This is a genomic window from Luteimonas suaedae (genome assembly GCF_008312895.1).
GTDB lineage: Bacteria > Pseudomonadota > Gammaproteobacteria > Xanthomonadales > Xanthomonadaceae > Luteimonas > Luteimonas suaedae.
In genome coordinates this window covers 907,971-921,372 of the sequence record NZ_VSSP01000001.1, presented here as the reverse complement: position 1 = coordinate 921,372, position 13,402 = coordinate 907,971, and the positions used below count along the sequence as shown (strand labels likewise).

At 67.4% G+C, this 13,402-nt stretch carries 10 protein-coding genes and 1 tRNA gene; all 11 read left to right on the top strand.

Features of this window, described 5'->3' with window-relative positions; genetic code table 11:
* Positions 1–84: 84 nt before the first annotated feature.
* The 11 genes from FXO19_RS03920 (at position 85) to FXO19_RS19125 (ending at position 13,386) form a co-directional block, all read left to right on the top strand.
* A complete protein-coding gene (locus FXO19_RS03920) occupies positions 85–1,596 on the top strand; it encodes an NADH-quinone oxidoreductase subunit M (protein ID WP_149193716.1) in 1,512 nt (503 codons plus the stop codon).
* A gap of 168 nt (positions 1,597–1,764) precedes the next feature.
* Entirely contained in the window at positions 1,765–3,240 is a 1,476-nt protein-coding gene (gene nuoN, locus FXO19_RS03915) for an NADH-quinone oxidoreductase subunit NuoN (protein ID WP_149193715.1), read from the top strand.
* Between the two features lie 194 nt (positions 3,241–3,434).
* Positions 3,435–3,511: transfer RNA gene (locus FXO19_RS03910), tRNA-Met, on the top strand.
* Positions 3,512–3,712: 201 nt separating this feature from the next.
* The gene (rimP, locus tag FXO19_RS03905) at positions 3,713–4,348 is read left to right on the top strand and encodes a ribosome maturation factor RimP (protein ID WP_149193714.1); all 636 of its coding nucleotides are present in this window, start codon (positions 3,713–3,715) and stop codon (positions 4,346–4,348) included.
* A 7-nt stretch (positions 4,349–4,355) separates the two neighbouring features.
* Positions 4,356–5,867, top strand: a complete 1,512-nt coding sequence (nusA, locus tag FXO19_RS03900; protein ID WP_149193713.1) for a transcription termination factor NusA — start codon at positions 4,356–4,358, stop codon at positions 5,865–5,867.
* A gap of 140 nt (positions 5,868–6,007) precedes the next feature.
* Entirely contained in the window at positions 6,008–8,608 is a 2,601-nt protein-coding gene (gene infB / locus FXO19_RS03895) for a translation initiation factor IF-2 (protein ID WP_149193712.1), read from the top strand.
* A 129-nt stretch (positions 8,609–8,737) separates the two neighbouring features.
* A complete protein-coding gene (rbfA, locus tag FXO19_RS03890; RefSeq protein WP_149193711.1) occupies positions 8,738–9,094 on the top strand; it encodes a 30S ribosome-binding factor RbfA in 357 nt (118 codons plus the stop codon).
* 232 nt (positions 9,095–9,326) lie between these two features.
* The gene (truB, locus tag FXO19_RS03885) at positions 9,327–10,286 is read left to right on the top strand and encodes a tRNA pseudouridine(55) synthase TruB (RefSeq protein ID WP_149193710.1); all 960 of its coding nucleotides are present in this window, start codon (positions 9,327–9,329) and stop codon (positions 10,284–10,286) included.
* A 155-nt stretch (positions 10,287–10,441) separates the two neighbouring features.
* Positions 10,442–10,702, top strand: coding sequence for a 30S ribosomal protein S15 (rpsO, locus tag FXO19_RS03880; RefSeq protein ID WP_149193709.1), 261 nt, complete (start codon positions 10,442–10,444; stop codon positions 10,700–10,702).
* 267 nt (positions 10,703–10,969) lie between these two features.
* Entirely contained in the window at positions 10,970–13,078 is a 2,109-nt protein-coding gene (pnp, locus tag FXO19_RS03875) for a polyribonucleotide nucleotidyltransferase (RefSeq protein WP_149193708.1), read from the top strand.
* 68 nt (positions 13,079–13,146) lie between these two features.
* Positions 13,147–13,386 carry a DUF6624 domain-containing protein gene (locus FXO19_RS19125; protein WP_317133781.1) on the top strand — a complete coding sequence of 80 codons (240 nt, stop codon included), beginning with the start codon at positions 13,147–13,149 and terminating at the stop codon, positions 13,384–13,386.
* Positions 13,387–13,402: the final 16 nt, after the last annotated feature.

Here is a 13,402-nt window from a genome sequence, read left to right as displayed (position 1 = left end):
GGTTGAAGTCGCTGGATCCCCGCCTGCGCGGGGATGACGGACGAAGGCGGCAACCAGCGGGATCCTCAAGTGTCGGATGTTTCCATGCATAGCTGGCCACTTCTCAGCCTCCTGATCTGGCTCCCGATCCTCGGCGGCGTCCTGACGCTCGCCTGCGGCGAGGCGCGACCGCAGCTGGCGCGCTGGCTGGCGCTGGCGGTGGCGCTGCTGGTGTTCATCGTCAGTATTCCGCTGCTGACCGGTTTCGACTTCGCCGCGACCGGCATGCAGTTCGTCGAGCGGCGCGAATGGATTCCCGCCTACGACATCCAGTACCACCTCGGCGCCGACGGCATCTCGGTGGCACTGATCGTGCTGACCACGCTGACCACGGCGCTGGTACTGATCGGCGCCTGGGGCTCGATCGACAAGCGCGTCAGCCAGTACCTCGCCGCATTCCTGGTGCTGGAAGGGGCGATGGTCGGCGTGTTCGCGGCGGTCGACGCGATGCTGTTCTACGTCTTCTTCGAGGCCATGCTGATCCCGATGTTCATCATCATCGGCGTCTGGGGCGGTCCGCGGCGCGTCTACGCATCGGTGAAGTTCTTCCTCTACACCTTCCTCGGCTCGATCTTCATGCTGGTCGGGCTGATCTACCTGTACCTGAAGGGCGGCAGCTGGCAGCTGCCCGACCTGTACGCCCTGCCGCTGACCGCCACCGAACAGATGTGGCTGTTCTTCGCCTTCCTGGCGGCGTTCGCGGTCAAGGTGCCGATGTTCCCGGTGCACACCTGGCTGCCGGACGCGCACGTCGAGGCACCGACCGGCGGCTCGGTGATCCTGGCGGCGATCATGCTGAAGATCGGCGGCTACGGCTTCCTGCGCTTCAGCCTGCCGATCGTGCCCGACGCCGGCCACGAGTGGGCCTGGCTGGTGATCGCGCTGTCGCTGATCGCGGTGGTCTACGTCGGCCTGGTGGCGCTGGCGCAGTCGGACATGAAGAAGCTGATCGCCTACTCGTCGGTCTCGCACATGGGTTTCGTCACCCTGGGCATCTTCATCGCCTTCGCGCTGATGCGCGACACCGGCAACGCCGACGCCGCGCGCCTGGGCCTGCAGGGCGCGATGGTGCAGATGGTCAGCCACGGCTTCATCTCCGGCGCCATGTTCTCCTGCGTGGGTGTGCTCTACGACCGCATGCACAGCCGCCAGATCGCCGACTACGGCGGCGTCGCCAACGTGATGCCCTGGTTCGCGGCGTTCATGGTGCTGTTCGCCATGGCCAATGCCGGCCTGCCGGGCACTTCGGGCTTCGTCGGCGAGTTCATGGTGATCCTGGCGGCGTTCCAGAGCCATCCGCTGATCGCCTTCGTCGCGGCGATGACCCTGGTGATCGGCGCGGCCTACACCCTGTGGCTGGTCAAGCGCGTGCTGTACGGCGAGGTCGGCAATGCCCATGTCGCCGCGCTGCAGGACGTCAACGCCCGCGAGGTACTGGTGCTGGGCGTGTTCGCCGCCGGCGTGCTCGCGATCGGCCTTTGGCCGAAGCCGCTGACCGACCTGATGGAGCCTTCCATCGCGCACCTGGCGGAACTGCTGTCCGCCACCAAGATTTGAGGGTGAGCGGGCGCGCGCTTAGCGGACGCCATCCAGGCGTTCGCTGCGCCTGCGAACGCCCGGCCAGGGATGGCTGGGCGGGACGATCCGGAGCCGGCAATGCGCCGCCATGGATGGCTTGGTTTCGTGTGAGACACGGCGAAAAGCGCCCTGTACGATTGCTGAGGAATGCGTGACGTGATAACTACCGCCATGACGCCACCCGTTCGCACCTTCGCCGAGTTCGCGCCGCTGTTGCCGGAGCTGACGGTGATCTTCGGTGCGTTCGCGCTGCTGATGCTCGACCTGTTCCTCGACGAGCGCCGCCGCATCCTCACCCACACGTTGGCGATCGTCACGCTGCTGGTTGCCGCGGGGTTCGTCGCCGCTGGCGTCGGCGGGCGCGGTGTGGTGATGGAGGGCCTGTTCGTCCGCGATGCCGCGGCCGACATGCTGAAGTTCGTGATCCTGGTGGTGTCGGCGATGTCGCTGGGCTACAGCTGGTCGTACCTGCGCGAACGCGGCCTGTACAAGGGCGAGGTGGCGGTCCTGGTGCTGTTCGCCGTGGTCGGGATGATGCTGCTGGTCTCGGCCGGCAACCTGACCATGATCTACCTGGGACTGGAGCTGCTGGCGCTGTGCTCGTATGCGCTGGTGGCGATCGACCGCGACGGTCCGCTGGCTTCGGAAGCCGGCATGAAGTACTTCGTGCTCGGCTCGCTGGCCTCCGGGTTGCTGCTGTACGGCCTGTCGCTGGTCTACGGCGCCACCGGCACGCTGTACCTGGACGCGATCAGCGCGGCCGCGTCGACCGCGTCCGGCGACGACCGCGTGCTGCTGCTGACCGGCCTGGTGTTCGTGGTGGCCGGCGTCGCATTCAAGTTCGGCGCGGCGCCGTTCCACATGTGGCTGCCCGACGCCTATCACGGTGCGCCGACGGCGATCACGGTCTTCATCAGCTCGGTGCCCAAGCTGGCGGCGTTCGGCATGGCCTACCGCCTGTTCGAGGTCGGCCTGGGGCCGATGCAGGACCAGTGGCAACTGCTGCTGGCGCTGCTGGCGGCCTTGTCGCTGGCGATCGGCAACATCGTCGCGATCGCGCAGAGCAACCTCAAGCGGATGCTGTCGTACTCCACCATCTCGCACATCGGCTTCCTGTTCCTGGGATTGGCCGGCGGCGGCGAGGGCGGTTTCGCCGCGGCGATGTTCTATGCCATCAGCTACGCGATCATGTCGGCGGCGGCGTTCGGCGCGATCGTGATGCTGTCGCGCAAGGGTTTCGAGGCCGACCGCATCGACGACTTCAAGGGCCTGAATGCGCGCAGCCCGTGGATGGCCGGCCTGGTGCTGGTGATCATGGCCTCGCTGGCCGGCGTGCCGCCGTTCCTCGGCTTCTGGGCCAAGCTGGCGGTCTTGCGCGCCGCGCTCGAAGGCGACCTGATGTGGCTGGCGATCGTGGGCATCGTGTTCGCGGTGATCGGCGCGTTCTACTACCTGCGCGTGATCAAGGTGATGTATTTCGACGAGCCCGCCGGCGAGCCGCTGCAGGCGCGCCAGGGCGGGGGGCTGCGGACGATGTTCGCGATCAATGCGCTGTCGCTGCTGGTCCTGGGGCTGTTCTGGAGCCCGCTGATGGCGCTGTGTCAGCAGGCGTTCGCGGGCTGACGATCTGCCTCCCGGGTCGGGGCTGAAGCCCCTCCTACAGGGGAAACGACGCTGCTGTAGGAGGGGCTTCAGCCCCGACCACGGAGGCCGCGCCCGACACGGTCGCGAGGTTCATCCGGCGGACAGCCGCACCGGGATCGGAGTGCGGCCGGGCTTGCAATGAACCGTCCGGTTCCCCATAATTGCGAATCTGCTGCGGGGTGGAGCAGTCTGGCAGCTCGTCGGGCTCATAACCCGAAGGTCGCAGGTTCAAATCCTGCCCCCGCTACCAGCTTTTCGCGGTCGACGAAAAGCCTCTCCTGGAGGCTTTTTTGTTTCCCGGCCGCGAATCGGGCTGAGCCGGAACGCGTACTGCTCGCGTACCGGTGCCGAAATCCAGTGGTATCGGACAAGGGGCCCGTTGGGCCCCTTGTTTGTTTTACGAGTTCTTGGCGGATCTGCACACCGGTGCATCGCCGCTTCACGGGAAGAGATGGCGGACAAAGCGACGACAATCGTGGAACTGCTGGCGCCGACGGTCGAAGCGTTGGGGCTGGAATTGCTGGGCGCGGAGTACCTGCCGACGCCGGGCAGCGCCGTGCTGCGCCTGTACATCGACCGGCCCGGCGCCGATCCCGAGGCTGAAGGGCAGGGCGTGACGATCGAGGATTGCGAGGCCGTCAGCCGCGAGGTGTCGGCGCAGATGGACGTCGAAGATCCAATCAGCGGGCACTACACCCTGGAGGTGTCGTCGCCGGGCATCGACCGGCCGCTGTTCACGCCGGAGCAGTTCGCGCGTTTCGCCGGACAGACCACGAAGGTCGGGCTGAGGCTGCCGCAGGACGGGCGCCGCCGGCTGCAGGGCCGGATCGCCGGGGTCGAGGGCGACACGATCGCCTTCGAGGTCGACGGCCAGCCGTTGACGGTGGCGTTCGACAACATCGACAAGGCGCGGCTGGTCCCGGACTGGTCTGCGCTCGGCCTCGCGCCGGCGAAAGACCGTTCCGGTCGCGACGCCCGCCCGGGCAAGCAGAAGAAGCCGTCGGGGCGCGATTCGCGTTCCGACAAGCAGGTGAAGCCACCACAAGCCAACAAGCGTACGGCCGATGGGCCGTCGAGTTCGGAGTGATCCAGAAATGAGCAAGGAACTGTTGATGGTCGTCGACGCGGTCGCCAACGAGAAGGGCGTCCCGGAATCGGTGATCCTCGAGGCGATGGAGGCAGCATTGGCCACCGCCGCCAAGAAGCGCTACCACGACGAGGACGTGATCACGCGCGTCGCGATCGACCCGAAGGACGGCAGCTACCAGACCTTCCGCCGCTGGGAGGTCGTGGCCGACGACGTGGTGATGGAGTCGCCGCATCGCCAGATCCGGCTGATGGATGCGGTCGACGAGGCCGAGGGCGTGGAGGTCGGCGACTACATCGAAGAGCCGATCGAGAACGCCGAGTTCGGACGCATCGCCGCGCAGGCCGCCAAGCAGGTGATCGTGCAGCGCGTGCGCGAGGCCGAGCGCGCGCAGGTGGTCGACGCCTGGAAGGATCGCGTGGGCGAGCTGGTCACCGGCATCGTCAAGCGCGTCGAACGCGGCAGCGTCTATGTCGACCTGGGCGGGAACGCGGAAGCGTTCATTCCCAAGGACAAGGCGATCCCGCGCGACGTGGTCCGCGCCGGCGACCGCATCCGCGGCTACCTCTACGACGTGCGCAGCGAGCCGCGCGGCCCGCAGCTGTTCATCAGCCGTGCCGCGCCCGAATTCATGATGGAACTGTTCAAGCTCGAGGTGCCGGAAGTCGGCCAGGGCCTGGTCGAGATCAAGGCCTGCGCGCGCGACCCGGGCGATCGCGCCAAGATCGCGGTGGTGGCCTACGACAACCGCACCGATCCGATCGGCGCCTGCATCGGCATGCGCGGCTCGCGCGTGCAGGCGGTGTCGAACGAGCTCAACGGCGAGCGCGTCGATATCGTGCTGTGGTCGGACAACCCCGCGCAGTTCGTTATCAACGCGATGGCGCCGGCCGAAGTGCAGTCGATCATCGTCGACGAGGAGAAGCACTCGATGGACCTGGCGGTGGCCGAGGAGCTGCTGGCCAAGGCGATCGGCAAGGGCGGCCAGAACGTGCGCCTGGCCAGCCGCATGACCGGTTGGCAGCTGAACGTGATGACCCAGGACCAGGTGACCGCGAAGTCCGAGGCCGAGCAGATCGCCGCGCGCGAGCTGTTCCAGGAGAAGCTCGAAGTCGACGAGGAAATCGCCGGCATCCTGGTGTCGGAAGGCTTCAGCACGGTCGAGGAGATCGCCTACGTGCCGGTCGGCGAGCTGCTGGCGGTGGAGGGTTTCGACGAGGATATCGTCGAGGAACTGCGCGCCCGCGCCCGCGACGCCCTGCTCAACGACGCCCTCGCGGTCGAGGAGGAGCTCGACGAGAACGCGCCGGCCGAGGACCTGCTGGCGCTGGAAGGCATGGACGACACCACCGCCTATGCACTGGCGTCGCACGGCGTGCGCAGCAGCGAGGACCTGTCCGATCTGGGCACCGACGAACTGATGGAGCTCGGCGTCGAGGGGATCGACGAGGAGCGCGCGGCCGCCTTGATCCTCGCCGCTCGCGCCGAGGAGATCGCCCGCCTCGAGCGGGAGGCCTGAGGTGGCGTTAAACGCGGGTTGAGCGCCGGAGGCCGACGACGCCTCCTGGCCCCCGGCCCGAAGCGTCCGCCCGCAAACGGTACAATTGGCTCAATCCACAGCGCGGCGACTTCGCCGACGCCCAAGGAACCGGAACCCGAATGTCGCAACAAACCACGATTCGCAAGCTGGCCGCACTGGTGAACACGCCGGTCGAGAAATTGCTGGAGCAGCTGGCCGAGGCCGGCATGCCGTTCAGCGATCCTGACCAGGTCGTGACCAGTACCGAGAAGGTCAAGCTTCTCGGCTTCCTGCGCCGGACTCACGGCAAGGCCGACAAGGCTGCCGACGAGAGCCTTGCGCCGAAGAAAATCACGCTCAACCGCAGCCGCAAGCAGGAGCTGACGGTCGGTGGCGGCAAGAACCGCACCACCGTCGACGTCCTGGTGCGCAAGAAAGTCACCCTGGTCAAGCCGACCGAGGAAGCGGGCGGCGACAGCGGCACGCCGGCCGACGACGAGCGCGCCGAGATCCTGCGCAAGCTGGAAGAGTCGCGGCAGCGCAACCTGTCCGAGCAGCAGCGCCTGGCCGAGGCCGACAAGCGTCGCGCCGAGGAAGCCGAGCAGCGCAAGCGCGCGGAAGAGGCCGAGGCCGAACGCCTGCGCAAGGAGGCCGAGCTGGCGGCCGCCGCCGCAGCCGCGCCGATCGAGGAAGAATCCACCACTGCACGCAAGCCCGGCCATGGCCACGGCCATCCGAAGCCGGCCGCCGCGCGCGACGACCGCAGCGGACACAAGCAGAAGCACCATCGCGGTTCGCACGTGATGGTCGCCGGCGTCGAGGACGACGACGGCGCCGCCGCGCGCTTCGCCGGCCAGCTGCACCTGAGCGCTTCCGAGCGCGCGCGCCGTTCGACCGTGCGCAAGCCCAAGTCTAGGCGCCAGGTGGAACAGGCACGCACCGGCGGCGGCCAGCACGGCTTCGCGCGGCCGACCGCGCCGGTGGTGCGCGAAGTGCCGGTCGGCGACGCGATCACCGTGGCCGAGCTCGCGCAGAAGATGGCGATGAAGGGCGGCGACGTGGTCAAGGCGCTGTTCAAGATGGGCGTCATGGCGACCATCACCCAGACCATCGATCACGACACCGCGGTGCTGGTGATCGAGGAGCTCGGCCACAAGGCGGTCCGTGCCGAGAGCGACGACGCCGAGAGCGAACTGATCGCACACGTCGGCGCGGCCGAGGGCGAGGGCGAGGCACGCCCGCCGGTGGTCACCATCATGGGTCACGTCGATCACGGCAAGACCTCGCTGCTCGACCATATTCGCCGCACCAAGGTCGCTTCCGGCGAGGCCGGCGGCATCACCCAGCACATCGGCGCCTATCACGTCGAGACCGACAAGGGCGTGGTCAGCTTCCTGGATACGCCCGGCCATGCCGCGTTCACCTCGATGCGCGCGCGCGGCGCCAAGCTCACCGACATCGTGGTGCTGGTGGTCGCGGCCGACGACGGCGTCATGCCGCAGACGATCGAGGCGATCCAGCACGCGCGCGCCGCGAACGTGCCGTTGATCGTCGCGATCAACAAGGTCGACAAATCCGACGCCGATCCCGGTCGGATCAAGAACGAGCTGCTCACGCACGACGTCGTGGCCGAGGACTTCGGTGGCGACATCCAGATGGTCGAGCTCTCGGCCAAGACCGGCGACGGCATCGATGACCTGCTTGACGCGATCCTGCTGCAGTCCGAGGTGCTCGAGCTCCGTGCGCCGCCGGAAGGCCGCGCCGTCGGCACCGTCATCGAGTCCTCGCTCGACAAGGGCCGCGGCCCGGTGGCGACCGTGCTGGTGCAGCAGGGCAAGCTGAACAAGGGCGATTACCTGGTCTGCGGGATCCAGTTCGGCCGCGTGCGCGCCTTGTTCGACGAGAACAGCAAGCCGGTGGACAGCGCCGGCCCCTCGATTCCGGTGCAGGTGCTGGGCCTGTCGGGCGTGCCGGATGCCGGCGACGACTTCGTGGTCGTCGACGACGAGCGCCTGGCCAAGGAAGTCGCGCAGCAGCGCGAAAGCAAGCGTCGCGAGACGCGCCTGGTGCAGGCGGCGGGCAACCGCATGGAAGACATCATGGCGCAGATGGGCCAGAGCGAGCAGCAGCTGTCGCTCAACCTGGTGATCAAGGCCGACGTACAGGGTTCCGCCGAGGCGCTGCGGCAGGCGCTGACCGCGCTGTCGAACGAGCAGATCCGCATCAACATCATCGTCTCGGGCGTCGGCGGCATCACCGAATCCGACGCCAACTCCGCGGCCGCGGCCAAGGCGACGATCATCGGCTTCAACGTCCGTGCCGATGCTTCGGCGCGCAAGGTGATCGAGAGCAACGGTCTCGACCTACGCTACTTCTCGATCATCTACGACGTGATCGACCAGGTGAAGCAGGTGGCCTCCGGCATCCTCGGCATGGAGATCCGCGAGGAGATCATCGGCACCGCCGAGGTCCGCGACGTGTTCCGCAGCTCCAAGTTCGGCGCGGTCGCCGGCTGCATGGTGGTCGAGGGCGTGGTCAAGCGCAGCAAGCCGATCCGCGTGCTGCGCGACGACACGGTGATCTTCGAAGGCGAGCTGGAATCACTGCGCCGCTTCAAGGAGAACGTCGACGAGGTGCGCGTGAACACCGAGTGCGGCATCGGCGTGAAGGCCTACAACGACGTCAAGCCGGGCGACAAGATCGAGTGCTTCGAGCGGATCGAGGTGCAGCGGACCCTGTAAGGGTCCGCGTGATTCGGGATTGGTGATTCGTGATTCGCAAGAGCGGTTCGCGGCGCGCCTCCCGAGTCGTCCGCACCTTAGCCGTTGCCGTTATCGAATCACCAATCACGAATCACGAATCACCAAAAAATGACGAAGTCATTCACCCGCACCGACCGCGTTTCCGCACAGCTCCGCCGCGAGCTGGGTGCGCTGGTGCGCGCGGCGGTGCAGGAGCATGGGCTGCCGTCGGTCAGCGTGTCCGACGTGGAGGTGACCCGCGACCTGGCACACGCCAAGGTCTTCGTCACCGCGCTGCAGGCGGAGCGTTCCGGCGAGGCGGTAAAGGGCCTGCGCGCGGTTGCCGGCGAGATCCGCTTCCGGCTGGCACGCGCGGTGAACCTGCGCCACGTGCCGGAACTGCATTTCCATTACGACGATTCGGTCGACCGTGGCGAGCGCATCGACAACCTGCTGCGCGATGACCACGGCGGGAACGCGTCCTGAGGCCGATAGCCGGCAATGACGGCTGGCGGGCGGCGTTCGATATCCGGCCCGAGAGTCGGCAGTCGGCAGCTGAAATGCCCCGCACCGTCATCTCGGCGAAAGCCGGGATCCAGCCTTTCGGGCACGTGAAGCTGGATCCCGGCCTTCGCCGGGGTGATCGAACATGAGGCTTCCCAGTCCGCGGTCCCATTCCCTGTCCCGGGTCCCGAGTCCCGCCCACTACAATGAATAGATGACCCGTCGGCCACGCACACGCTTTCGCAAGCTCGACGGCATCCTGCTGCTCGACAAGCCACGCGGGCTGAGTTCGAACCAGGCGTTGCAGCGCGTCCGCCACCTGTTCCAGGCGGAGAAGGCCGGTCACACCGGCAGCCTCGATCCGTTGGCGACCGGCCTGCTGCCGGTGTGCTTCGGCGAGGCGACCAAGATCGCCGGCGGACTGCTCGGCGCGCGCAAGGCCTACGACACCGTGGCCAGGCTGGGCATCGTGACCGACACCGACGACGCCGAAGGGCAGCCGCTGCGTGAACGGCCGGTGCCGCTGCTGGACATTCCCAGCCTCGACGCGGCACTGACCGCCCTGACCGGCCGGATCCTGCAGCGTCCGCCGGTGTATTCGGCGCTCAAGCGCGGCGGCGAGCCGCTGTACGCCAAGGCGCGGCGCGGGGAGACGATCGAGGTCGAGCCACGTCAAGTCGACGTCCACGCCTTCCGGCTGCAGTCCGCGGCGGACCTGCTCGACCGCGGCGAGCCGCTGCTGCGGCTGCATGTGGAGTGCGGGTCGGGGACCTACGTGCGCAGCCTGGTGCGCGACCTCGGCGAGGCGCTGGGTTGCGGCGCCCACGTCGCCGAACTGCGGCGGCTCTGGGTGGACCCGTTCAGGGAGCCGCGGCTGTGGACCCTGGAAGCGCTGCAGGCGCTGGCCGAACGCGGCCGCCATTGCCTCGATGCCTGCCTGCTGCCGATCGAGGCCGGCATGAGCGCCTGGCCGGTGGTGGTCCTGAACGAGGAGCAGGCCCGGCGGCTCGCGTACGGCCAGGGGGTGGCTGGAGGATTCACGGCGCGCGGCGCGGTGGCGGCCTTCGATCGCGGCGGGCGCGCCCTCGGGCTCGGCCAGGTCGACGAGGCGGGGCAGCTGCGCCCGCAGCGGCTGTTCGCCTGGGCCTGCAGCCAGCCGCCGGGGCCGCACTGAGCCTTGTCGCAAGGGCGGCCAGAGGTTACAATTTTGCGGCTTTTCTCAAGCATTTCACGCATTCATTCCAGCAAGCGGCGGGCCATGCGGTGCTTCGCCCGTGCCAATCGGCACGGTGCGCCGTTCCTGCAGGCCGCGCATCACAGAGGCGACATATGTCCATCGACACCAATGAAATCATCAGCCAGCACAAGCGCGGCGACAACGACACCGGTTCCCCGGAGGTCCAGGTCGCGCTGCTGACCGCACGCATCGCGCACCTCACCGAGCACTTCAAGACGCACAAGAAGGATCATCACAGCCGGCGCGGCCTCCTGCAGATGGTCAACCAGCGCCGCAGCCTGCTCGACTACCTGCACCGCAAGGATGCCGAGCGCTACAAGGCCCTGATCGGAAAGCTCGGTCTGCGCCGCTGACCGAATCCATGCCGCGGCGCAGCGATGCGCCGCGGTTTTGTTTTTGCCGGTCCGCCGGCAACCGCGATCCAGGAAGGTTCGCGCGCGGTACGGGCCGGACCCGGGCCGCTTCCGTCGCTCCGGGCATGCCCGGTGAAGGCGGCGATGGAGAAAGGCACGAGGTCCGCCTTCATCGATGTCCATCCTCCCGCGCCGCCCTAGTAGCGGCCACCCGACCGGGGCAGGGGCTCCGGCCGGTTCATCGAAAGAGATCCAAGGAAACCCAACGTGTCGAAAGTTACCAAGAGCTTCCAGTACGGCAGCCGTACCATGACCCTCGAGACCGGCGAGATCGCCCGCCAGGCAGGCGGCGCCGTCATGGTGTCGATGGACGGGACCACGCTGCTCGTGGCGGCGGTCGCCGCCAGGACCGCGCGTGAAGGGCAGAGCTTCTTCCCGCTGACGGTCGATTACCAGGAGAAGTTCTACGCCGGTGGCCGCATCCCGGGCGGTTTCTTCAAGCGCGAAGGTCGCCTCACCGAGAAGGAGACGCTGATCTCGCGCCTGATCGACCGTCCGATCCGCCCGTTGTTCCCGGACGAGTTCCGCAACGAGGTGCAGATCGTCGCCACGGTGATGTCGCTCAACCCGGAGGTCGATGGTGACATCCCGGCACTGATCGGCGCGTCCGCGGCGCTGGCCTTGACCGGTTGCCCGTTCCAGGGGCCGATCGGCGCCGCCAAGGTCGGCTACAAGGACGGCCAGTACCTGCTCAATCCCACCGCCAGCGAGCTGCAGGACAGCGAGCTCGAGCTGGTGGTCGCCGGCACGAAGGACGCGGTGCTCATGGTCGAGTCGGAAGCGAAGGAGCTCTCCGAGGACGTCATGCTCGGCGCGGTGATGTTCGGCCACCAGCAGATGCAGGTCGCGATCGACGCCATCAACGAGCTGGTCGCCGAGGCCGGCAAGCCGAAGTGGGAGTGGCAGCCGCCGGCGCGCGACGGCTCGATGGTCGCGGCGCTGCAGTCCGCGGTCGGCGACCGCCTGGAGCAGGCGTTCCAGATCCGCGACAAGCTGAAGCGCCGCGACGCGATTGCCTCGCTGAAGAAGGACGTGCTCGAGTCGCTGGCGCCGCAGATCGACGCCAACGGCTGGGATACCGCCGACCTGTCCAAGGAATTCGGCGAGCTCGAATACCAGACCCTGCGCAGTTCCGTGCTCAGCACCAAGGTCCGCATCGACGGCCGCGCGCTCGACACCGTGCGCCCGATCAGCAGCAAGGTCGGCATCCTGCCGCGCACCCACGGCTCGTCCCTGTTCACCCGCGGCGAGACCCAGGCGATCGTTGTCACCACGCTCGGCACCGCGCGCGACGGCCAGGTGATCGACGCAGTCGGCGGCGAGTACAAGGAGCACTTCCTGTTCCACTACAACTTCCCGCCCTATTCGGTCGGTGAAGCCGGCCGCATGATGGGCCCGAAGCGCCGCGAGATCGGCCACGGCCGCCTCGCCAAGCGCGGCGTGCTGGCGGTGATGCCGACGATGGAGGAGTTTCCCTACACCATCCGCGTGGTCTCGGAGATCACCGAGTCGAACGGCTCGTCCTCGATGGCCTCGGTCTGCGGTAGCTCGCTGGCGCTGATGGACGCCGGCGTGCCGATCAAGGCGCCGGTGGCGGGCATCGCCATGGGCTTGGTGAAGGAAGGCGACGAGTTCGTGGTGCTGTCCGACATCCTCGGCGACGAGGATCACCTCGGCGACATGGACTTCAAGGTGGCCGGTACTTCAAAGGGCATCTCGGCGCTGCAGATGGACATCAAGATCCAGGGCATCACCGAGGAGATCATGAAGGTCGCGCTGGCTCAGGCCAACCAGGGCCGCCAGCACATCCTCAAGGAAATGAGCAACGCGCTGACCGAGCCGCGTGGCGAGCTCAGCGAGTACGCGCCGCGCCTGCTGACCCTGAAGATCCACCCGGACAAGATCCGCGAGGTGATCGGCAAGGGCGGCTCCACGATCCAGGCGATCACCAAGGAAACCGGCACCCAGATCGACATCCAGGACGACGGCACCATCGTCATCGCCTCGGTGAATGCCGCCGCCGCGCAGGCCGCCAAGGACCGGATCGAGCAGATCACCTCGGACGTCGAGCCGGGCCGGATCTACGAGGGCAAGGTGGTCAAGATCATGGACTTCGGCGCGTTCGTCACCATCCTGCCGGGCAAGGACGGCCTGGTGCACGTCTCGCAGATCTCCAGCGAGCGCGTGGAGAAGGTCTCCGACAAGCTGAAGGAAGGCGACGTGGTCAAGGTCAAGGTGCTGGAGGTCGACAAGCAGGGCCGCATCCGCCTGTCGATGAAGGCCGTCGAAGAAGGCGAGGGCGTGTCGGCGGAGTGATCCGCCGCCGCTGTCGTGCATGCTGAAAAAGCGGGCTTCGGCCCGCTTTTTTTTTGGCCTTGCGTGCGGTGCAACGGCATTTTGCCGGGCAACGGTTTCCTCGACAGTACGGCTATCTGTACGATCGGGTCATGCTGAAGCTGACCGGCAAGCAGCGATACGGCACACAGGTCACGTGCATCGATGGTGAGCGGGTGCCTCAGCCGCTGGACGAGAGCGGTGCCATCGATGAATTGCGTGCCGGGATCGGATTGCCGCCGCTGGCGGGGTACCTGGCAAGCTTCCCCGATTGTTCGGTACGACAATGAATTGCGGCGTGTCGAG